The following is a 21,143-nucleotide window of genomic DNA, read 5'->3' on the forward strand; positions in this document are numbered from 1 at the left end:
GACCATGGGTTTGGGTGGGCGGATCGCGGTCAGGGCGGGTTCGACGAGGTGGGCGATCTCGTCGTCGTAGGCGACGATCGCGAGCTGGTCGGGGATGGCGATGCCCTGCTCGGCGCAGTACTGGGCGATGGCCATCGCGTCGGGGTCGGAGTGCACGACGAGGGCGGTGGTGCCCGCGGCGCGGCAGCGGTCGAGGACCTGGGCGATGATGTCGCGGTGGCGAGGCTGGTCCATGTTGACGGACTCACGGATGACGAGGTCGGCGGCGATGCCGAGGTCGGCGCAGACGAGGTCCCAGCCGGCGGCGAGGTGGGCCGAGGTCGGGCTGCCTTTCGACAGCAGGAGCGCGAGGTTGCGGTGTCCTTGGGCGTGCAGGTGCCGTACGGCGAGCTCTACGCCGAGCGCGTGATCGCTGCGCACCCACTCGACCTGGTGCGGCGTCGGGGTCCAGCGGGGTGGCTGCCGCTCGACCAGGATCACCGGCACCGGGAGTCTCGCGATCCAGTCGATCATCTCGTCGACGTCGTTGCCTTCCAGGTTCGGCGCGAGCAGTAGCCCCTGGACCTGCTGGGCTTCGATCAGCCGGGTGATCTGCCGGCGGTCCTCGGCCCAGTCGTAACTCGAACCGCGGAGCTGGATCGCCACGCCCAGCGCGGCGGCGGCCGAGCGGGCGCCGCCGACGATCGGCGGCCAGTAGTAGTCGAGCGACGGCACGACCATGCCGATGGTGAAGCGAGGCGAAGCCGCGGTGCGGCGACGTGCCGCCGGCGCGAGCTCGGTCGGCAAAGTGGCCCCGCCGTGGACCTTGGTCAGCAGGTTCTGCGCGGCGAGGGCAGAGATGTCGCGCCGGACGGTCAACTCGCTGACGCCGAGCAGCTCCGCGAGTTCGCGCACCCGGACAGAGCCCTGCCGGCGCAGTTCGTCCATCACGCGTTCGTGGCGCTGGACCCCGAACAGCCGGTCGTCCGGCACCCGCCTCACCTCACTGTTCGAATCTGATCGTTTCGGAATGAGTATGGATGACCCGTAGATGATCTGAACGTTGTCGTCATCTCATGTTCACATGACAGCAACGGTAACCGCTTCCCGCCGCGAGGCGCTGGTCGTCATGGAGCGGGAGGTGTTCGCCGCCCACTTCGATCGCGACCGGCTCGACCGGCTGGCGGCCCTCGTGGCGCTGCCCGATCCGATCTGGACCGACGAGCTCGACTCGCCGCGGGCCCGGGCGCGGTTGGCGACGGCCGAAGTCCTGATCACCTCGTGGGGTGCGCCCAAGCTGACCGCGGAGCGATTGGCGGCGGCACCCCGGCTGAAGGCGGTCTTCCACGCGGCCGGAAGTATCCGGGCCGTTGCCGACGACAACCTGTGGAGTCGCGACCTCGTGGTGACCAGCGCCGCCGATGCGAACGCGGTCCCGGTGGCCGAGTACACGCTGGCCGCGATCATCTTCGCCGGCAAGAAGGCACCTTTCCTCGCCGCCGATGCCCGTACGGCGTACCAGGGCTGGACCCGTCCCCAAGGCTTCGGCGACCTGTCGAACTTCCGGCGCACGATCGGGGTTGTCGGCTTCTCCCGGATCGGCCGTCGCGTCGTGGACCTGCTCCAGACACTCGAGGACGTGACTGTCCTCGTCGCCGATCCGCAGGCCGACCCCGCAGCCGTGGCCGCCGCCGGCGCGGAGCTCGTGGAACTCGGTCAGCTGCTGCCGAGAGCCGATGTGCTCTCGCTGCACGCGCCGGAAAACCCGAGCACGCTCCACATGATCGGCGCGGCCGAACTGGCGCAACTGCCGGACCATGCGACGGTCGTCAACACGGCGCGGGGGAGCCTGATCGACTCGGCGGCGCTCGCGGCCGAGTGCCGTACCGGGCGCCTGTTCGCGATCCTCGACGTCACCGACCCCGAGCCGCTCCCGGCAGATTCGCCGCTGCGATCGGTCCCGAACGTGATGGTCACCCCGCACATTGCCGGCTCGCTCGGCACCGAGATCCACCGCCTCACCGATCACATGCTCGCCGAGCTCACCCGCTGGGTGGCGGGCGAACCCGTGCACGGCCGGATCACGGCCGACGCCTTCCCGCTCACAGCCTGAGCCCGCTCACCGCCTGAAACCCCCTGCACCGCAGTACCGAAAGTCAAGGAGATCGTTGTGAGGCGACACCTCGTCACCACCCTGGCCGGCGCAGCAGCGCTGGCGCTGCTCACCGCCTGTGGCGGCTCGGCCCAGCCGGCCGCGGATGGACCGCAGACCATCAAGGTCTCGCTCTGGAACTACGCCACCACGCCCGAGTTCAAGGCGATCATCGATGGGTTCCAGGCGGCCAATCCCGACATCAAGGTCGAGCCGGTCGACATCCTGGCCGACGACTATGCCGAGAAGGTCACCACGATGCTCGCGGGCGGTGACACCACCGACGTACTGACGATGAAGAACGTCATCGACTACTCGCGGTTCGGTACTCGCGGTCAGCTGCTGCCGCTCACCGACGAGGCTGCCAAGCTCGACCCGGCGAAGTACTCGGGGCTGAAGGCCTACGAGCTCGAGGGCAAGTACTTCGCACTGCCGTACCGGCAGGACTTCTGGGTGCTCTACTACAACAAGACCCTGCTGAAGCAGGCCGGCGTGCCCGAGTCCAAGCTGCAGAACCTGACCTGGGCCGGCTACGCCGACTTGGCCAAGAGCCTGACCAAGGGTGACGGAGCCTCCAAGGTGTACGGCGCCTACCAGCACACCTGGCGCTCGATCGTTCAGGCGACCTCCGCGGCGCAGACCGGCGGCAACCTGCTGGGCGGCGACTACGGCTTCATGAAGGACCAGTACGCGATGACGCTCGGGCTGCAGCAGAGCGGCACACTGTTGCCGTGGGCAACTGCATCCAGCCAGAAGGTCTCCTACAACACGATGTTGTCGACCGGTAAGGCAGCGCTGCTGCCGATGGGCACCTGGTACGCCGCGACCCTGCTGGCCGACACCAAGTCCGGCAAGACGAAGGTCGAGTGGGGTGTAGCGCCGCTGCCGCAACTCAAGGCCGACGGCAAGGTGACCACCTTCGGCTCGCCGACCGCGTTCGCAGTGAACAAGAACTCCAAGCACTCCGAGGCAGCGAAGAAGTTCGTCGAGTGGGCCTCAAGTGAGGCGGGCGCCACCGCGGTTGCCAAGGCCGGCGTGACGCCTTCGCTGCAGAGCCAGCAGATCCTCGACACGTACTTCGCTCTGCCGGGCGTGCCGAACGGCGAGGTCGCCAAGAAGGCCTTCAAACCCGACAACGTCGTACTGGAGATGCCGGTCAGCGACAAGTCCTCCGACGTCGACCAGATCCTGACCGAGGAGCACGAGCTGATCATGACCGGCCAGAAGTCGCTCGACGACGGCCTGGCAGAGATGGCCAAGCGGGTCAAGAACGAGGTCGGCTGAGCCGTGACCGCCACCCTGTCCGCTCCCGCGGAGGTCCGGACGACGCCACGGCGTGGCCGGAGCCGGACCTGGATCGGCTGGAGTTTCATCCTGCCGAACTTCATCGGATTCGCGGCGCTCACGCTGATCCCGGTGATCGCCTCGCTCGCTTTGTCCTTCCTGGACTGGGATTCCTACAGCACGCCGCGCTGGGTCGGGCTGGCCAACTTCGAGCGGATGATCCACAACGACAACTTCTGGACCGCGCTGCGCAACACGGCGTACTACGCGGTCGGGCATGTGCCGTTGACGCTGGGAGCGGCGCTCGGCTTCGCCGTACTGCTGAACCAGAAGCTGAAGGGCGTGCAGTTCTTCCGGACGGCGTTGTTCTTCCCCTACATCACCTCGCTGGTCGCGGTGGCGGTGGTCTGGAACATGTTGCTCAGCCCGGATCTCGGCCCGGTGAACCAGTTCCTGCGCGCGATCGGCATCGACAACCCGCCCGGGTGGACCACGTCGACCACCTGGGCGATGCCGGCGGTGATCGTGGCCAGTGTCTGGCGCGACCTCGGCTACTACATGGTCCTGTACCTGGCCGGCTTGCAGACGATCCCGGCTGAGCTCTACGAGGCGGCCCAGGTGGACGGTGCGAGTCCCTGGCAACGGTTCCGGCATATCACCTTGCCGGGGCTGCGGCCGACGACGTTCTTCGTATTGATCATGCTGACGATCTCGAGCTTCAAGGTCTTCGACCTCATTCAGGTGATGACCGAGGGCGGCCCCGGCCGCGCGACCCTCGTGCTGTCCCAGGTGATCTACCGCGAAGGCATCGTGCAGGGCCGCTTCGGCTACTCGTCCGCAGTCTCGATGGTGCTGTTCGTCATCGTGCTGACCATCACCGTCGTCCAGTTCCGGTTGCAGAAGAGGAGCGAAGCATGACAGTACGGCGCTCCCTCGCGTATGTGCTCCTGGTTGTGCTGTCGGTGGCGGTGCTGGTGCCGTTCGCCTGGATGGTGTCGTCGTCGCTGAAGCTGGACGCGGAGGTCTTCACCGTCCCCGTGCAGTGGATCCCGGCCGAGTTCCGCTGGAGCAACTTCACGACGATCTGGGAGCGGATCCCGCTGCTCACCTATCTGCGGAACTCGGTGTTCCTCAGTCTCACGATCACCGCGTTGCAGGTGCTGACCGGCAGTTTCGCGGCGTACGGGTTCGCGAAGGTGCGGTTCCCCGGCCGGGACGTGCTGTTCCTGGCCTACATCGGGACAATCGCCGTACCGTGGCAGGCGTACATGGTTCCGCAGTACGTGATCATGCAGAAGGCCGGCCTGGTGAACACGCACCTGTCGCTGATCCTGCTGCAGGCGTTCAGCGCGTTCGGCGTCTTCCTGATGCGCCAGTACTACCTGACGATTCCGGACGAGCTCAGCGAAGCGGCCCGGCTGGACGGCCTCAGCGAGTACGGCATTTGGGCCCGCATCATCCTGCCGCTGTCGAAGCCGGCGCTGGCGAGTCTGGCGCTGCTCACCTTCGTCAACACGTGGAACGACTACATGGGCCCGTTCATCTACCTGACCGACAACAAGCTGTGGACGATCCAGCTCGGCCTGCGTTCGTTCGTCGGCCTGTACGACGCCGAGTACGCGATGATCATGACCGGGTCGGTGCTGTCGGTGCTGCCCATCCTGGTGATCTTCCTGCTCGGCCAGAAGTACTTCGTCCGGGGTATCGCGACGAGCGGACTGAAGTGATGGCGTCGCCGCTGGCCCGGGTGAACGTCCGGGCGGATCTCTGGGAGACGCTCTGGTCGTTCGCGCATCGGGTGCTCGCCATCAACCTGCTGCTGGCGCTGGCCGGCACACCTCTGATGGTGGCGCTCAGCCTGGTAGCGACGCCCTGGAACTATCCGATCTTCTTCGGCCTGCTTGCGCTTCCGCTCGCTCCGGCCGCGGCGGCTGCCTTCGGATACCTGGCCCTGGAAGATCACCGGCCACCGCTGAGTGCGCTGTTCCGCCAGGTACCGGCCCGGCTTCGGCAGTCGCTGGTGGTGGCCGCAATCGGCGCGGGCTTGATCGGCGTACTGGCGGCTGACGTCACAGTGCTGGCCAAGTCGCTCCCAGGTGCGGTACCGCTGATGGTCGTTTTGTTGGTCATCGTCGCCATCACCGCGATCAATGCCCTTGTCCTGGTTGGGCTCCGGCCCGAGCTGGGCTTGCGCGAGCTTCTGCGGCTCGCCGTCTACACCGGCGTCCGCGGCTGGGCGCTCAGTTTGCTGTCGTTCGGCGTCCTCGGCGCCGTACTGGTCATCGTCAGTCAGGCGCCACTGGTTGGGCTCGCCACCTTGCCCGGTTGTGCGCTGTGGGTCGTGCACACGAACACCCAGGCTCAGCTCACTCGAATCACGAGGAGATCCCGATGAAGCTTTTCCGCCCCCTGCGCGCGCTGGCGGTGCTCGGCGCTGCGCTCGCCGTACTCAGCCCGACCGCGGTTGCCGCTCCGGCAGTTCCGGCGTACGACTCGTTCCGTCCCGGCGCCGAATGGCTCGACACCAACGGGCAGGTGATCCAGGCGCACGGGGGACAGGTCGTGCCGTCGACCGATCACCGCGGCCGCAAGATCTACTACTGGTACGGCGAGGACCGCAGCAACGGGTACTACGACAGCCCCGGTGTGCACGCCTATTCGTCGTACGACCTCTACAACTGGAAGGACGAGGGACTCGCGCTGCGGGCGATGAGTTCAGTCGACCAGTTCGAGAGCGACAAGTACTTCAGCAAGCTCTACAAGAAGTACACGCCGGCCCAGAAGGAGGTCGTCTGGCGGGATCTGTCGACCAACGCCGTCCGCACTGACGGCTGGGCGCGGCCGTCGATCCTCGAGCGCCCGAAGGTGATCTACAACCAGGCCACCCGTAAATGGATCATGTGGGTGCACTCCGACGGACCGTCGTCACCGACCAGTAAATCGACCTACGCGCGCGCCGAGGCCGGAGTCGCGATCGCGGACTCGCCGAAGGGCCCGTTCCGCTGGATCGATTCGTACCGGTTGAACCGGGTCCCGAGCGACTCGGTGACCTGGTGCGGTACGTCGTCCGCGTTCGACCCCGCCGGTGGAATGGCCCGCGACATGAGCCTGTTCGTCGACGATGATGGCAAGGCGTACATCATCTACTCGTCCGAGGAGAACCGGACGATGTACATCTCGAAACTCAACCGGGATTACACCTACCTGTCCGCGACGCCCGAGAACGCCGTACAGGGTAAGGACTTCGTCCGCACGCTGGCTTGTAACCAGCGCGAGGCGCCCGCGATGTTCAAGTCCGAGGGCCGCTACTACCTGCTCACCTCAGGCGCGACGGGCTGGGACCCGAACCCGGCGCGGTACGCGACCTCCAGCACAGTCCTCGGCCAGTACGCCGACCAAGGCAACCCGATCGCTGGAGCCGGCGCGGCGAACACCTACCGCTCGCAGAGCACCAACGTGATCACAGTGGATGCCAAGCGCAACAAGTTCCTCTACATGGGCGACCGGTGGACACCGAGTGATCTCAAGAACGCGCCGTACGTCTGGATGCCGATGTCGTTCGGCGAAGGCGGCAGCTTGTCGATCGGCCCGGATGCGGAATGGACGCTCGGCGACCTGACGTCGTACCGGCGGTGGACTGTCGAAACGAAACTCCCGGATCACGTCCAGCTTGGCGACACCAGTGCACTGCCGACCAAGGTGAAGGTGCGCACGGGATCGCGGACGCAGACGTTGGCCGTCACCTGGGACGCCTCGACCGTGGCGAAGCCGGGGACCGCGAGCCTGCGCGGCACGCTGGCGGACGGCCGAACCTTCACCCGCACGATCGTGGTCGCGCCCCGCAACCTCCGGTACGCCGTCAATGCCGGCGGGATCGCGACCGCGGACTGGCAGGTGCTGGCGAAGTCCGCTTCGCTCCTGAACTCGACACCCGATCAACCCCTCGGAGCGGACCCGGCCACCGGCAAGACCTGGGGCTTCACGGGCGCCAGCGCACCCGCCGGTCCGGCGAACGGCGATCTTTACACCACCCTGCGCTACGCCAAGAACCACGAGCCGCTCGTCTACACGTTCGACGGTCTCGCGCCCGGGACGTACACCGTCCACGCCGGCTACTTCGACCCCTGGCCGTGGGCCAACCGGGCCGCCGAGGTGAGCGTCAACGGCGCCGTTGTTGACCAGCAGCGACTGTTCACAGGGACGAACGAAGCCGCGGCGTACGGCGGTGTCGTGGTCGGTGCCGACGGCAAGATCACCGTCACGATCGCACCGACCCGGTCGCCGGACATTCAGATCAGCTGGCTGATGGTCAGTCAGACAGCTTGACCGCCTGAGCCGGAGGGGGTCCCTCCCAGTACCCCTCGAACAGGGTCTCCCGCCCACACCGGCCGCCTGCTTCTGTAGAGACAGACAGTTCATCGGGAACTGGCATCAGGAACGGAGCACGCATGAAGTACATCTCGCTGGGCGAGCTGCAGGTGTCCCGGATCGGCCTGGGCGCCATGTCGATGTCCGGCTTCTACAACGTCGGCGAGGGCAGCGAGGCCGAGTCGATCCGCACCATCCACCGGGCGCTGGACCTCGGCGTGACGCACCTGGACACCGCTGAGATCTACGGTCCCTACACGAACGAGGAGCTGGTCGGCCAGGCGCTGAAGGGCCGCCGCGATCAGGTCGTGCTGGCGACGAAGTTCGGCCTGGTATCGCACGCCGACGAAGGTTCCCCCGGTCTCGACAGCAGCCCGGCCAACATCCGCGTCGCGGTGGAGGGCTCCCTCAAGCGCCTTGGCACCGACCACATCGACCTGTACTACCAGCACCGGGTCGACCCGAAGATTCCGATCGAGGACACCATCGGCGCGGTGGCGGAGCTGGTTGCCGAAGGCAAGGTCCGGTACGTCGGCCTGTCCGAGGCCGCTCCGGCAACCATCCGCCGGGCGCACGCCGTCCACCCGATCACCGCGCTCCAGACCGAGTACTCCCTGTGGACCCGCGATCCCGAGGACGAGCTGTTGCCGTTACTGCGGGAGCTCGGCATCGGTTTCGTTCCGTACTCTCCGCTGGGCCATGGATTCCTCACCGGCCAGATCCGCTCCACCGCGGACCTCGCCGACGACGACTGGCGCAAGACCAACCCGCGCTTCGTCGGCGAGAACCTCCAGCGCAACCTGCGCATCGTCGACGAGGTCCAGGCCACGGCGGCCGAAGTCGGCGCCACTCCGGCTCAGATCGCCCTGGCCTGGCTGCTGGCTCAAGGCAACGACATCGCCCCGATCCCCGGGACCAAGCGGGTCGCCCGGGTCGAGGAGAACACGGCCGCCGATGCCGTCGAGCTGAGTGCTGCGCAGCTCGAACGGCTCGGCAATCTCACCCCGGCCGCCGGCGAGCGGCACGAGGAACACGTCATGGCCGCCATCGACCGCTGATGGTCAGCTGCAGATGTTGGTGGGCGTGTTGGTGAGGGTGAGGTTGCGGAAGGTGGTGTTGGTGCCGCACGGATTCTCGGTGATCCGGGAGTCGCGGACGGTCAGGTTCTGGACGGTGATGTCGCGGTTGTTGGGGAACTCGGTGCGGGCGGCCAGGCGGATCTCGCCGCCGCCCGTGACGGTTCCGCTGACGGCGGCCAGCGTGACGTTGTAGCAGTTCTCGATCAGTACGGCGTTGTTGCCGGTGTTCTCGATGGTGACCCGGTCGATCACGGCTCCTCCGCTGCGGGAGACGCAGAAGATGCCGCGCCCGCCGCGGCGGGCGATCACTGTGCCGACGCGGATGTTGGTGGGGTAGCTGGACCCGACCTGGCCGTTGTTGTTGGCCATCCGGAAGGCTGCGTAGCCGGTGCCGGCTCCGGCGTTGTCGGCGTCGACCGTCCCGACGGTCGCGTTGATGGTCTGGTTGAGCAGCAGGCCGGATTCGCCGACATTGCGCGCGGTGACAGTGCCGATGGTGATGCCGTCGACGCCGTAGGTCTCCATGGCGTGGCTGCCGGCGCCGGAGACGAAGACGTTGCCGACGCGCACGTTGCGGGTCCACTGGCTGGTGTCGCCGCGGTTGTCGATCCGGACGCCGAGCCCGCCGGACAGCCGCATGTCGACCTCGCCGATGATCACATTGGTGACGTTGCGCAGGAAGATGCCGTAGACGGGGTTGCCCGTGAGGTTGAGGTGCTGGATCTCGATGTCGCGGGCGCCGCGGCTGTAGACGGGCGCCATGTCACCGGATCCCGAGCCGGTGACATTGATGGTGCCGCAGACGTCCAGCACGGTGTAGCTGGGCAGGGACACCCGGGCGCCGCGGCTGATCGCACCGGATCCGCGGACGACGACGCGTTGTTTGCTGGTGCGGCCGGCGGTGAGCGAGTTGACGCCGGCCTGCATGGCGTCGCGCATGCTCGAGCCGGTGTAGACGGTGCTGCTGCCGCGCCGGGCCGTCCAGCTGGTGCCGCCACCGGTGACCTCGGCCTGGAAGGTCCCGGTTCCGCAGTCGGCGGCCGGTACGGCGGCCTGGGCGGATGTGGAGTGGAGTGATCCGGCCAGCAGTGCGGCGGCCGTGACGAGAACTGACAAGGGGCGGGTTCGCATGGCTGACTCCAGGGGCGGGCGAGGCTGCCACCGGTCGATGGCAACCGCTTTCCATCAGTGGGTACCGGATTCTGGTGGGCTCGGACGGGCGTGGTCAACCCCTGAGCAGTGTCCGGAATCAGCCAAAATCGAAGCGCTTCGACCCCTTGTTCCGGAACCGCTTTCCCGCTAACTTGGCGCTCTTCTGCAAGCGCTTTCCCAGAGGAGGGGGCCGGTGCAAAAACGCGACAACGTGACGGCGTATCTGTTCCTGTCGCCGTGGCTGGTCGGGTTGTTCGCGATCACTATCGGCCCGATGATCGCCTCGCTCTACCTGGCGTTCACCGACTACAACCTGATCGAGGCACCGGCGTGGGTCGGGCTCGAGAACTTCACCCGGATGCTGTCCGACGAGCGGCTGCACAACTCGTTGCGGGTGACCTTCACCTATGTGTTCGTCTCGGTCCCGCTGCAGCTCGCGATTGCGCTGCTGCTGGCCGTCGTACTGGACCGTGGCGTGCGTGGGATGGCCTTCTACCGCTCGGTCTTCTATCTGCCGTCGCTGCTCGGCTCAAGCGTCGCGATCGCGATCCTGTGGCGGCAGGTCTTCGGTACCGAGGGTCTGCTCAACCAGGTCCTTGCCCTCGTCGGCGTCGAGGGCAAGGGCTGGATCTCCGACCCCAGTACGGCGCTGGGCACGCTCGTGGTGCTCAACGTCTGGACGTTCGGGTCGCCGATGGTGATCTTCCTGGCCGGCCTGCGACAGGTCCCGACGATGTACTACGAGGCCGCCGCGGTCGACGGCGCCGGACCGTTGCGACGGTTCTTCGGGATCACGCTGCCGCTGCTCACGCCGATCATCTTCTTCAACCTGGTGCTGCAGATCATCCACGCGTTCCAGTCGTTCACGCAGGCGTTCGTCGTCTCCGGTGGCAGCGGGGGCCCGTCGGACTCGACGATGTTCTTCACGCTCTACCTGTACGACCGCGGCTTCGGGAACTTCGACATGGGCTACGCGTCGGCGATGGCCTGGTTCCTGCTGGTGGTCATCGCGATCTTCACCGGCGTCAACTTCCTCGTCTCCAAGTACTGGGTGTTCTATGAGAATTGATCTGCGCCCGCGGACGCTGCTGATCCACGTGGCGTTGATCGCCACCGCGCTCGTGATGCTGTACCCGCTGATCTGGATGGTCGTGAGCTCGCTGCGCCCGGGCAACGAGATCTTCCGTGAGCCCGGCCTGCTGGTGAAGGACCTGCAGATCGAGAACTACCGGGCCGGCTGGAACGCACTGACCGAGCCGTTCACCCGATACCTGCTGAACTCGGCGGTCGTCGTACTGGGGTCGATCGTCGGCAACCTGGTCTCCTGCTCGATGGCGGCCTACGCCTTTGCCCGCCTGGAGTTCAGCGGCAAGAAGATCTGGTTCGCGATCATGCTGCTCAGCATCATGCTGCCGATCCACGTGGTGATCGTGCCGCAGTACATCCTGTTCTCGCAGGCCGGCTGGATCAACACGTTCCTGCCGTTGATCGTGCCGAAGCTGCTGGCCACCGACGCGTTCTTCGTCTTCTTGATGGTGCAGTTCATCCGCGGCATCCCGCGCGAGCTCGACGAGGCGGCCACCATCGACGGCTGCGGCCGGGCCGGGATCTTCCTGCGGGTGATCCTGCCGCTGATGGTGCCGGCCCTGGCCACCACGACGATCTTCACGTTCATCTGGACCTGGAACGACTTCTTCGGCCAGCTGATCTACCTGACCGACCCGCACATGTACACCGTGCCGGTCGCCCTGCGGTCGTTCGTCGACGCGACCTCGAGCTCGTCCTGGGGCTCGATGTTCGCGATGTCGGTCGTCTCGCTCGTCCCCGTCTTCCTCGCGTTCCTGCTCGGCCAGCGTTTCCTGGTCAAGGGCATCGCCACCACCGGTATCAAGTAAGAGGGGGTGTTGAAACTCCACGCCTACTGCGGGGCACTCGGCACGGCACCTCGCCGCACGGGTGCAAAGCGCACGATGCTCCGCATCGCACCCTTCGCCCCCGCGCACCGATGCACCGCACCGAGCACCTCCTCGCTACGGCGTGGAGTTCCAACACCCCCTCTAAGGAGCCTGCCATGACACGTCTCAAGGCACTGGCCGCCGTCGCACTCGTCTCCACCCTGCTCGTCACGAGCGCCTGTGGTGGCGACTCCGGCGGACCGGCCGCGAAGGACGGCGAGGTGACACTGCGCTTCTCCTGGTGGGGCAGTGACGCCCGCACCAAACTCACCCAGGCCACGATCGACGCGTTCCAGAAGGAACACCCGAACATCAAGATCAAGGGCGAGTACGGCGAATGGGCCGGCTACTGGGACAAGCTCGCCACCACGGTCGCGGCGAACGACGCCCCGGACGTCATCCAGATGGACGAGAAGTACCTGCGCGAGTACGCCGATCGCGGCGCACTGCTGGATCTGAAGAAGGCCGGTGACCTGAAGACCGACAAGTTCGCGCCGGAGACCTTGAGCGCCGGGGAGTTCGACGGCGGGCTCTACGGCCTGAACGCCGGGATCAACTCGTTCGCCGTCCTCGCGAACCCGGCCGTGTTCAAGGCGGCCGGTGTCGCGCTGCCGGACGACAAGACCTGGACGTGGGACGACTACAACCGGATCGCCGCGGAGATCACCACGAAGCTCAACGGCAAGGGTTGGGGGACCGGGGTGATCGGGGCCAACGAGGCCGGACTGAACCTGTGGGCCCGCCAGAACGGCGAGTCGCTGTGGACGCCGGACGGCAAGGTCGGCGTCTCGGCCGGGCAGGTCACCAAGTTCTTCGAGTACGTGCTGAAGCTGCGGGACAGCAAGGCGATCCCGCCGGCCGAGGCCGTCACCCAGGACATGACCGCTTCGCTCGACCAGACCACCTTCGCCACCGGCAAGCTCGCGATGGGCTTCAGCTGGAGCAACCAGCTGAACGCCTTCAGCAAGGCCTCGGGCCAGGAGCTGAAGCTGCTCCGGATCCCGAGCACGACCGGGCAGGCCGCGAAGAACGGTTCCTACTACAAGGGATCGATGTTCTGGTCGGTCTCCTCGCGCTCGAAGCAGCGCGCGGCGGCGACGCAGTTCGTCGACTTCCTGGCCAACAACGCGGCGGCGGGCAACATCCTGCTGGCCGAGCGCGGCGTACCGCCGAACACCGAGATCCGTGCCGCCGTCACCCCGAAGCTGCAGCCGGCCGACGCGGCCTCGGCGAAGTTCATCGAGGAGATCAGCAAGGACCTCGGCGAGCCGTCGCCCGCGCCGCCGGTCGGTGGTGGGCAGGTGGAGAAGATCATTCAGCGCTACACCACCGAGGTGCTGTTCGGCCGGCTCGCCCCGGACAAGGCCGCCCAGCAGTTCCTGGACGAGGTGAACGGGGAGCTCAAGTAGTGTCAACGAGAATCGCCGTGGCCGGTGTGCACGGCCACGGCGCGACCCACGTCCGCGATGCCCGCCAGTACGGCGATCTGGTGGCGATCGCGGATCCGCGGCCGCCGGCAGATATCGACGTACCGGTGTATCCGTCGCTCGATGAGTTGCTGGCGGCAACCGAAGTCGATGTCGTGGTCATCTGCACGCCGATCCAGACGCACGTGCCGCTGGCCGAGATGGCGCTGCGAGCCGGTGCCGACATTCTGCTGGAGAAGCCGCCGACCGCGTCGATGGCCGAGTTCGAGTACCTGTCGAAGGTCATCGAGGAGACCGGCCGCGCCTGCCAGGTGGGCTTCCAGGCCCAGGCCTCGGCCGCGACCCTGCAGTTGGCGCGGCTCGTGGCTGACGGCGGGCTCGGCGAGCTTCGCGGGATCAGTGCCACCGGCAAGTGGTTGCGGAAGGCCGGGTACTTCGACCGTGCGCCGTGGGCGGGCCGGCGGACGCTGAACGGTGTCGCGGTGGTCGACGGCGCGGTGACCAATCCCTTGGCGCACTCGGCTGCGGCCGCCTTGCTGCTCGACGGTTCGACCGGTGTGGACGACATCCGCTCGGTCGAGACGGACCTGTTCCGGGCCAACGACATCGAATCCGATGACACCTCCACGGTCCGCATCACCACCACCCGCGGTACGTCGATCCTGATCGCGGTGACGCTGTGCGCGGCGGAGCAGTCCGAGCCCGCGGTGATCGTCCACGGCTCGGAGGGTCGCGCTGTCCTGAACTACACGACGGACACCCTCGAACTCCCGGGCGGGACCCAAACCCTTGGGCGGGCCAGTCTGCTGGAGAACCTGATCCAGCATCGCGCCGACTCCGCCGTACCGCTCTACTGTTCGTTCGCGGCGAGCGGTGGTTTCACCCGCGTGGTCGAAGCCATTCGTCTGGCGGACGAACCGGCGGTCATCCCGGACGCCTGCGTGCAGTGGGAAGGCGACGGCGCCGAGCGGCACGCGATCGTCCACGACGTCGAGAGCTGGATCGATCGTGCCGCCGATGAACTCGCTCTCTTCAGCGAAATCTCGGCCCCCTGGACAAAGGCCTGAAATAAAACGCTGACGCCCGGAAACTCAGGCACGAGTTTCCGGGCGTCAGTCATTTGCCTGAGTGAAATCAGATCTTTCCGGTACCGGCGCCGCCGGTCACGATCGACTTGACGTTCTCAGCCGCGTCCACCGTGTAGGAATAGGGAATTGCCGCGACGCTCGCCGCATTCCGGGAGACCGGTGTCCCGGAACCCACCAGGTAGTTGTTGAGCAGTTTGACATTCCCTTCCGGGGAGTCGCCGGTCTGAGCGACGACGGGCTTCGACACGCTGTCGAAGTAGTTCCGTTCGACGTACACGCCGGCGGTGCAGGTCGAAGCGACGCCGTACCCGCTGGTGCTGCGGTAGTAGTTGTTGAAGACGTGCACCGGGTTGCCGAAGCGGACCCGCGGGTGGCGCTGGGTGGTGCCGTCGAACCAGTTCGCGTAGTAGGTGACCCGCAGTTTGCCGCGGTCCTCCCCGCCGTTGTCGTCGCTGTGACCGATCAGACCGACCTTGTCGTGGTTGGAGAACTTGTTCCAGGAGACGGTGACGTAGTCGGACGCGCGCTTGACGTCGACGGCGCCGTCGTAACCATGGCTGAAACTGTTGTGGTCAACCCAGACCCGGGTCGAGTACTGGACGTTGACCGCATCGTCGTCCCAGTCGCGGAAGTTGATGTTGCGGATGATCACGTTGCTGACGTTCGCGACGTTCAGGCCGCCGCCGGTGATGGCGGCGCCGCTGCCGACACCGATGATCGTCTTGTTCGCGGCGACCTTGTTCATGCCGGACAGTGCGATGGTTCCGGAGACCCGGATGACGCGCGCACCGCTGGCCTGCATGTTGCTGATCAGTGCGGAAGCGGTGGTGACGGTGACGGCAGTGGCGCTGCCGCCACCGGTCGTTCCGCCTCCTTGAGTGGCCCAGCCCTGCAGGGCGTAGGTCGAGGCGGTTGCCGTCGGCAGCAATTGGGGGACCGCGACGGCGGTGAGGGTCGTGGCGGTCAGCGCAGTGGCTGCGACCAGGACGGGAAAACGGCGTAACAATGACATCGGAAAACCTCCAGTGGGCGATGGATAACGCTTTCCACTGAAGAAAGTACAAACTGAACAGAGTGCGGTCAAGGGCTCACTCACAGGCAATTCGAAGCGGTTCGAAACCCGGCGGAAACAGCCGGAATTTCTTCAGCGATTCAAGGATCGCGGCAGATCGACGCCGAGCTGCCCGAGATACTGCTCGAGCGTGAAAGCGGCCATCCCGAGGGCGACCGGATTCCCCGGTACGGCGGAGGCCTCGACGACGAGGCCGGCCAGCGAACCGGGCAACACATGGCTGGGCAGTTCTTCGCGCACCGCAGGGATCAGCCATTGGCCGATCGCGGTCGAGGTCCAGCCAGTCAGGGTCAGGTACGGGATGTTGAGCAGGTTGACCAGGTCGGCGAGTGCGGCCGCCAGGTAGTGCGCGGTACGGCGGGCCAGCTCGATCAGCACGGGGTCGTCGGCGGTCAGCCCTGCTGCGACCGCGTCGACGAAGCCGCGTTGCAGCGGTTGCCGCAGGGCCGGGTGATCGGGGTCGATCTCGGCGAGCGTCATCTCCAGCCCGTGCACGCCGAGGTACGCCTCGACGCAGCCACGCCGTCCGCATCGGCATTGCCTGCCGTCCAACTGCAGCAGGGTGTGACCCCACTCGCCCGCGTTGTTGGTGGCACCGCGGATGAGCGTGCCCTCGATCGCGATCCCAGCACCGACGCCGGTCCCGAGGTTGACCACCGCCATGGTGCCGGTGACCTGGCCGACGCCGAACCACATTTCGGCCAGCGTGATTGCCTTGAGCGGGTTGTCGACGTACACGGAGCTGCCGAGCCGGCTCTCCAGCATTTCTTCGATCCGTACGTCGTGCCATTGCCAGTTCGGCGCGAACACCGACACCCCGGCATCGGGCTGGACCTGGCCCGGCATGCTGACGCCGACCCCGATGAGCTCGGCCGGGTCGGCGGTCACGGCCGCCAGTGCGTTCTGGGTCGCCGTGACGATGCCGTCGACGACGTACGCCGGATCGTTCTTGTGCTCGTCGAGAGCGATCGCGCTGTGCCCGATCGGTCCGAGACCCAGATCGAACACGGTCGCGTCGACGTAGGTCTCGGCGACGTCGACCCCGACGATCCGGCCCCGGTCCGGGGCGATGCTGAGCCGCTCATAGGGCCGTCCGACCGTACGGCGTTCCACCGTGGCGATCTGCAAGACGCCGGCCGCGAGGAACTCGTTGACCAGCGTCGCCACCGTGGCAGTGCTCAGCCCGGTGTGCCGAGTGAGCTCCTGCCGCGTCGAGGGGCCGAGCGTGAACAGGGCATGCAGCACCTCGAACCGGCTCTTGTTGCGCAGGTCGTGGGAGGTCTGTCGTGGCATCAGATCTCCCTTCAGATGGTCGGTGGTTCCAGCCGTAGCGTACGCAATTCTGGACTGGTCGGGCCGCCAACACCGCGCAGGAGCAGCGTTAAACCAGCCCAGCCGGCCGGTATCCAGAGCACGTCCGGATCACCACCCGAGAACGCGGGCCGATCGCCCAGCCACACCCGTCCGATGCACTCGCCACCGGACCACGCGGTCACTCGCACCTGGGTGCCCTCGAACCTGAGCACGTAGCCGATCTCCGAGGCAGCGAGCTCCACGTCGAGCCACGCCTCCTCGCCGGGCTCGAGCTTGAGCGGTAGCTCAACCGTCAGGCCCGGGCTGGCGGACACCGCGAAGGCGGTCAGCAGCTCGTCGTCCTGGACGGTGCAGGTCCACCCGGTTACTGGGGCAAGCGTCAGTAGCTCAGTGCCCAGACCAGCACGGCTCGGATCATGCGGCAGCGTGACAGCGACCTGGCTGCTGCCGGCCGGCAGCAGGACCCAGGGATTCTCCGCCGAGACGCTCACCGGGTCCGCGCCGTTGATCCGGACGAAGACGGGTTCGTGCAGGTCGCGCAGCAGCAGCGCCGCGATGGTGGGGGAGTGGACCAGCCGGGTGTAGGTGACGCGCTCACCACCTCGAGTACTGCTCCAGCCACCGAGTTGGCGAACGGGCGCGGGTTGTCCGGCCCAGTGACCGCTGACCGTCCACAATGCCGACACGTCGTGCACGGCGCGAATCTTCCACACCGTACCGAGGCCGCGCAGCGCGCCCAGTTGCAGTGCAGGGAGCCGAGTGTCGTCGAAGTTCGCGTGTCCCCAGATCTCGACGGTCGCTTGGATCGGCACCGGTCCGGTCAGATCCCGTACGTCGATTCGCCGGTTCGCGCCGTACGTCACCAACGGCGGCCGAACCGCACCTCCGATTGCGAGGTCGACGATGTCGGCGGCCCCGGCAACGAGCAACTCGTCCACACCGGTGAGATCCACCGTGGTGCTGTAGTCGCCGCGGCCACGAAACACCCCGAGCGACTCCAGCGTCGGCGGCAATTCGTACGTACCGGCAGCTGCGGACGGCGCGATCGCTGGGCGGCGCCGTACGGAGGTCACTGTGGTCATGGCGCCCACCTCGTGTGCCGGCTCCGGAGCGAAGTCGAGCACGCCGTCAGGCTGAACTCCCGCGAGCCGGGCCGCTTCGGCGGGCGGGAGCGCAACCAGCTCAAGGTCTGCGGCACGTACTCGCTCGCCGATCGCCACCACGACGGTGGTGTCATCGACGACGACAGTCACCGGTACGGCGGACGAGAACACCAGCACGCCCTTCGTCGCACCGACGAGATCGGCGGAGGCAAACGCGAGCGTGTGTGCGGACCAGCTGTCCAGCGGCAGCCCAACCGGCATCAGTGGGCAGGCACCGGCCGCGACCTGCACCGGCACACCAGCGACGACCGCGGTCCCGTCAACCGTGCCGAGATTCGGTACGGCGATGAGTTGACCACCGCCTTGCAGTTCCAGGGCGCCGATCGACGAGCTGGTGGGGAAGTCGGTGGACACCTCGACCGCAGGGGCGGTCCGCGTGGCCACGGCCAACCGCGGACCCAGTACGTCGATCAACCGCGCGAAGACCTGGCCTTCGGCGTACTCGATTCGCTCCTGCCCGGTCGACGACACGTACCCGCCGAAGTCGTAGCTGTGGCTCATGAAGTTGCCCGGATCGCCCCAGTTCCCGGTCGATGGCGTGTAGCCAAAGTTCCAGCCGGAGGACTGCAGATACGGCGCGATCAGAGTGGCGCCGGAGATGAGCAGCCGGCGCAGGGTGCGATGCCGCCGGTTCGTCTCGGTCACCAGCAGCGGTTGCCCACGCTCGGCGAGCAGCTCGCGATAGCGCCGGACCTCGGCCTCGATGTGCGGTGATTGGTCATCGGGATAGAAGTTGCACGCCGGTACGACGCCGGTCACATCACCGGTAGCGCCGTACAGATCGCCCTGTCCGGCGCAGGCGATCAACGGAACTGTGATGCCGTGCCCGAGCGCGAGGTCCCGCAAGGCGGTCAGGTAACCCGGCCGGTCCGTGCAGTCGAAGAAGTCCAGCTCGTTCTCCAGCTGGACCATGATCACCGGACCACCGGCGGAATGCTGCCGGGCCGCCACGATCGGAAGCACCTGGTCGAACCAGGCCGCGACCTGTGTCAGGAATCGCGGCTCGTTCTGCCGGACCTGCAGCTCGGGATCAAGCCCGAGCCAAGCCGGCAATGCACCGCCGTCCCACTCCGAACAGATGTAGGGACCGGGCCGGGCGATGACCGACAGCCCGACCTCGTGCGCCAGATCGAGGAACGCCGCGACATCGCGACGCCCCTCGAAGTCCCAGCGACCGGGAGCGAGCTCGTGGAAGTTCCACGGCAGGTAGACGTCCACACAGGTATAGCCGGACGCCCGGACCTGGTCGAGCCGAGCGCGCCACTGCTCCCGCGGCAAGCGGAAGTAGAACAGCGACGCGCACAGCACGACCTGCGACCGGCCGTCGATCTCGATGCCTCGGGCATCCATCCGGACGCTGGTCACTTGACCCCCGCGCTGCCGCCGCTGATGTCCATCTCGTACAGGTACTTCTGGCCGAGGTAGTAGACCAGGATCATCGGCAGCGTGAGCAGGATCGACCCGACCATCACCAGGTTCCACGGCGGCGCCTGCAGGGCTTGCGACGTACTGGTGATGTACTGCACGCCCAGCGCGAGCGGCATCTTGGACTCGTCGTTGAGGTAGATCAACGGGCCCATGAAGTCGCCCCAGGTGGCGGTCAGCGTGAAGATGCCGATCGCGATCAGGACCGGGGCCAGCATCGGCAGCATGATCCGGCGGTAGATGCCGAAGAAGCCGAGGCCGTCCACCATCGCCGCCTCGTCGATCTCGCTCGGCAGCCGGGAGACGAACTGCCGGACCAGGAAGACGTTGAAGGCGTTCGAGAAGAAGTTCGGCACGATCAGCGGCAGGAACGTGTTCACCCAGCCGAGCTCCTTGAACAAGATGAACTGCGGGATCATCGTGATCTGGGCGGGGATCATCATCGTCGCGATGACGATCAGGAACAGGGCGTTCTTGCCCGGTGCCCGCAGCCGCGCGAACGCGTAGCCGACCAGGCCGCTGGACAGCACCTGACCGACCACGGCGCCGAGCGAGATGATCACCGAGTTCAGCAGGAACCGCTGCATCGGCAGCTCGGTGGAGAAGACCCGGGTGAAGTTCTCCCAGTGGAACTCGCGCGGGAGGATCGTGAAGGTGTTGGCGTTGACCGTCTGGTCACTCGACAGCGCGATCGACACCACGAAGACGAGCGGCACCGACAGTACGGCGGAGACCACGATCAGCGTGGCGTAACTGAAAGGCGTGGCACGGAAAGCGCGCACGGACATCTAGCGAACCTCCGTCTCGTAGAACACCCAGCGCCGTGCGCTGCGGAACGCGATCAGGGTGAAGACCATGATCACGGCGAACAGCAACCAGGACAGCGCGGAGGCGTACCCCAGGTGGTAGAACGAGAAGGCTTCGTTGAACAGCAACGGAACCATTGTCTGGCTGGCGTTGTTCGGCCCGCCCTTGGTCAGGATGTAGACCTGGGAGAACACCTGGAACGCCCCGATCAGCCCCATGATCAGGTTGAAGAAGATGATCGGGGTGAGCTGCGGGACGGTGATGCTCCAGAACTGCCGGAGCGAGCTGGCACCGTCCACCTCCGCCGCCTCGTACAGCTCGCGGGGGATGCCCTTCATTGCCGCCAGCAACAGCACGGTTGCGCCGCCGGCGCCCCAGACCGACAACAAGATCAGTGCGGGCTTCACCCACATCGAATCCAGCAGCCAGGACGGGCCGGGGATGCCGACCACGCCGAGCAGGTCGTTCAGCGGACCGGATGGTGCGAGCACCATCTTGAAGATCATCGCGGTGGCGACCAGCGGGACCAGCGTCGGCAGGTAGATCAACGTCCGGAACAGCTTGCGCATCCGAACCTGCTTGTTCAGCAGGTTCGCCAGCCACAATCCGAGCACCAGACCGAGCGGGACCGAGATCGCCGCGTAGTAGAACGTGTTCCACAACGCCTTCCAGAACACCGGATCGTCGGTGAGCAGGCGCCGGTAGTTGTCCAGGCCCACCCACTTCGGCGGCGTGAAGGAATCCCAGTCGGTCAGCGAGAAGTAGACCGAGGCAATCATCGGGCCGAGCAGGAACACCACGAACCCGATGATCCACGGCGAGGCGAACAGGTAGAACCAGAGCGCCTCGCGGCGGCGGAGCTTCGACAGCTTGGACAT

At 66.6% G+C, this 21,143-nt stretch carries 18 protein-coding genes; 11 read left to right on the forward strand and 7 right to left on the reverse strand.

Annotation, left to right across the window (positions count from 1 at the left end):
- The coding region (locus tag E1263_RS09395) for a substrate-binding domain-containing protein (protein WP_202868801.1) at positions 1-972 on the reverse strand (972 nt) is incomplete at its 3' end.
- A 91-nt stretch (positions 973-1,063) separates the two neighbouring features.
- Here E1263_RS09395 and E1263_RS09400 point away from each other — a divergent pair.
- From E1263_RS09400 to E1263_RS09430, 7 genes are all read left to right on the forward strand, one after another.
- Positions 1,064-2,092, forward strand: a complete 1,029-nt coding sequence (locus E1263_RS09400) for a hydroxyacid dehydrogenase (RefSeq protein WP_132166815.1) — start codon at positions 1,064-1,066, stop codon at positions 2,090-2,092.
- Positions 2,093-2,149: 57 nt separating this feature from the next.
- Positions 2,150-3,415 (forward strand): ABC transporter substrate-binding protein, encoded by a 1,266-nt coding sequence (locus E1263_RS09405; protein WP_132166816.1) that lies wholly within the window; start codon positions 2,150-2,152, stop codon positions 3,413-3,415.
- A 3-nt stretch (positions 3,416-3,418) separates the two neighbouring features.
- Entirely contained in the window at positions 3,419-4,333 is a 915-nt protein-coding gene (locus E1263_RS09410; RefSeq protein WP_238161139.1) for a carbohydrate ABC transporter permease, read from the forward strand.
- Complete coding sequence (locus E1263_RS09415; protein ID WP_132166817.1) at positions 4,330-5,142, forward strand: carbohydrate ABC transporter permease; 813 nt, start codon at positions 4,330-4,332, stop codon at positions 5,140-5,142. Before E1263_RS09410 ends, E1263_RS09415 begins: the two co-directional genes overlap by 4 nt.
- Complete coding sequence (locus E1263_RS09420) at positions 5,142-5,810, forward strand: hypothetical protein (protein ID WP_132166818.1); 669 nt, start codon at positions 5,142-5,144, stop codon at positions 5,808-5,810. The genes E1263_RS09415 and E1263_RS09420 overlap by 1 nt, the downstream gene beginning before the upstream one ends.
- Complete coding sequence (locus tag E1263_RS09425) at positions 5,807-7,741, forward strand: glycoside hydrolase family 43 protein (protein ID WP_132166819.1); 1,935 nt, start codon at positions 5,807-5,809, stop codon at positions 7,739-7,741. The genes E1263_RS09420 and E1263_RS09425 overlap by 4 nt, the downstream gene beginning before the upstream one ends.
- A gap of 122 nt (positions 7,742-7,863) precedes the next feature.
- The gene (locus E1263_RS09430; RefSeq protein WP_132166820.1) at positions 7,864-8,841 is read left to right on the forward strand and encodes an aldo/keto reductase; all 978 of its coding nucleotides are present in this window, start codon (positions 7,864-7,866) and stop codon (positions 8,839-8,841) included.
- A 3-nt stretch (positions 8,842-8,844) separates the two neighbouring features.
- Here the strand turns inward: E1263_RS09430 and E1263_RS09435 are convergent, their stop codons facing one another.
- A complete protein-coding gene (locus E1263_RS09435) occupies positions 8,845-9,993 on the reverse strand; it encodes a hypothetical protein (RefSeq protein WP_132166821.1) in 1,149 nt (382 codons plus the stop codon).
- A gap of 214 nt (positions 9,994-10,207) precedes the next feature.
- Here E1263_RS09435 and E1263_RS09440 point away from each other — a divergent pair, with 214 nt between their 5' ends.
- The 4 genes from E1263_RS09440 (at position 10,208) to E1263_RS09455 (ending at position 14,463) form a co-directional block, all read left to right on the forward strand.
- Positions 10,208-11,083 (forward strand): carbohydrate ABC transporter permease, encoded by an 876-nt coding sequence (locus tag E1263_RS09440; RefSeq protein WP_238161140.1) that lies wholly within the window; start codon positions 10,208-10,210, stop codon positions 11,081-11,083.
- A complete protein-coding gene (locus E1263_RS09445) occupies positions 11,073-11,909 on the forward strand; it encodes a carbohydrate ABC transporter permease (RefSeq protein WP_132166823.1) in 837 nt (278 codons plus the stop codon). The genes E1263_RS09440 and E1263_RS09445 overlap by 11 nt, the downstream gene beginning before the upstream one ends.
- Before the next feature lie 176 nt (positions 11,910-12,085).
- On the forward strand, positions 12,086-13,378 hold the full coding sequence (locus tag E1263_RS09450) for an ABC transporter substrate-binding protein (protein ID WP_132166824.1): 1,293 nt from the start codon (positions 12,086-12,088) through the stop codon (positions 13,376-13,378).
- Positions 13,378-14,463: a Gfo/Idh/MocA family protein gene (locus E1263_RS09455; RefSeq protein ID WP_132166825.1), complete on the forward strand. Its 1,086-nt coding sequence runs from the start codon at positions 13,378-13,380 to the stop codon at positions 14,461-14,463. The genes E1263_RS09450 and E1263_RS09455 overlap by 1 nt, the downstream gene beginning before the upstream one ends.
- A gap of 67 nt (positions 14,464-14,530) precedes the next feature.
- On the opposite strand, the gene E1263_RS09460 is transcribed toward E1263_RS09455, so the two are convergent.
- The 5 genes from E1263_RS09460 to E1263_RS09480 all read right to left on the reverse strand — a co-directional run bounded on the left by E1263_RS09460 (position 14,531) and on the right by E1263_RS09480 (position 21,143).
- Positions 14,531-15,496: a pectate lyase family protein gene (locus E1263_RS09460; RefSeq protein WP_132166826.1), complete on the reverse strand. Its 966-nt coding sequence runs from the start codon at positions 15,494-15,496 to the stop codon at positions 14,531-14,533.
- A gap of 132 nt (positions 15,497-15,628) precedes the next feature.
- Positions 15,629-16,849 (reverse strand): ROK family transcriptional regulator, encoded by a 1,221-nt coding sequence (locus tag E1263_RS09465; protein WP_132166827.1) that lies wholly within the window; start codon positions 16,847-16,849, stop codon positions 15,629-15,631.
- A gap of 11 nt (positions 16,850-16,860) precedes the next feature.
- Positions 16,861-19,398, reverse strand: coding sequence for a beta-galactosidase (locus tag E1263_RS09470; RefSeq protein WP_238161141.1), 2,538 nt, complete (start codon positions 19,396-19,398; stop codon positions 16,861-16,863).
- Positions 19,395-20,246: a carbohydrate ABC transporter permease gene (locus E1263_RS09475; protein ID WP_132166828.1), complete on the reverse strand. Its 852-nt coding sequence runs from the start codon at positions 20,244-20,246 to the stop codon at positions 19,395-19,397. The genes E1263_RS09470 and E1263_RS09475 overlap by 4 nt, the downstream gene beginning before the upstream one ends.
- Positions 20,247-21,143: a carbohydrate ABC transporter permease gene (locus E1263_RS09480; protein ID WP_165956555.1), complete on the reverse strand. Its 897-nt coding sequence runs from the start codon at positions 21,141-21,143 to the stop codon at positions 20,247-20,249. It abuts the gene before it with no gap.

It is taken from the genome of Kribbella antibiotica (assembly GCF_004349055.1).
GTDB lineage: Bacteria > Actinomycetota > Actinomycetes > Propionibacteriales > Kribbellaceae > Kribbella > Kribbella antibiotica.

Coding starts and splice junctions, on each gene's coding strand:
- E1263_RS09425 (WP_132166819.1), top strand. CDS start 5,807: ATGAAGCTTTTCCGCCCCCTGCGCGCGCTGGCGGTGCTCGGCGCTGCG.
- E1263_RS09430 (WP_132166820.1), top strand. CDS start 7,864: ATGAAGTACATCTCGCTGGGCGAGCTGCAGGTGTCCCGGATCGGCCTG.
- E1263_RS09460 (WP_132166826.1), bottom strand. CDS start 15,496: ATGTCATTGTTACGCCGTTTTCCCGTCCTGGTCGCAGCCACTGCGCTG.
- E1263_RS09475 (WP_132166828.1), bottom strand. CDS start 20,246: ATGTCCGTGCGCGCTTTCCGTGCCACGCCTTTCAGTTACGCCACGCTG.
- E1263_RS09445 (WP_132166823.1), top strand. CDS start 11,073: ATGAGAATTGATCTGCGCCCGCGGACGCTGCTGATCCACGTGGCGTTG.
- E1263_RS09480 (WP_165956555.1), bottom strand. CDS start 21,143: ATGTCCAAGCTGTCGAAGCTCCGCCGCCGCGAGGCGCTCTGGTTCTAC.
- E1263_RS09420 (WP_132166818.1), top strand. CDS start 5,142: ATGGCGTCGCCGCTGGCCCGGGTGAACGTCCGGGCGGATCTCTGGGAG.
- E1263_RS09450 (WP_132166824.1), top strand. CDS start 12,086: ATGACACGTCTCAAGGCACTGGCCGCCGTCGCACTCGTCTCCACCCTG.
- E1263_RS09465 (WP_132166827.1), bottom strand. CDS start 16,849: ATGCCACGACAGACCTCCCACGACCTGCGCAACAAGAGCCGGTTCGAG.
- E1263_RS09415 (WP_132166817.1), top strand. CDS start 4,330: ATGACAGTACGGCGCTCCCTCGCGTATGTGCTCCTGGTTGTGCTGTCG.
- E1263_RS09435 (WP_132166821.1), bottom strand. CDS start 9,993: ATGCGAACCCGCCCCTTGTCAGTTCTCGTCACGGCCGCCGCACTGCTG.
- E1263_RS09400 (WP_132166815.1), top strand. CDS start 1,064: ATGACAGCAACGGTAACCGCTTCCCGCCGCGAGGCGCTGGTCGTCATG.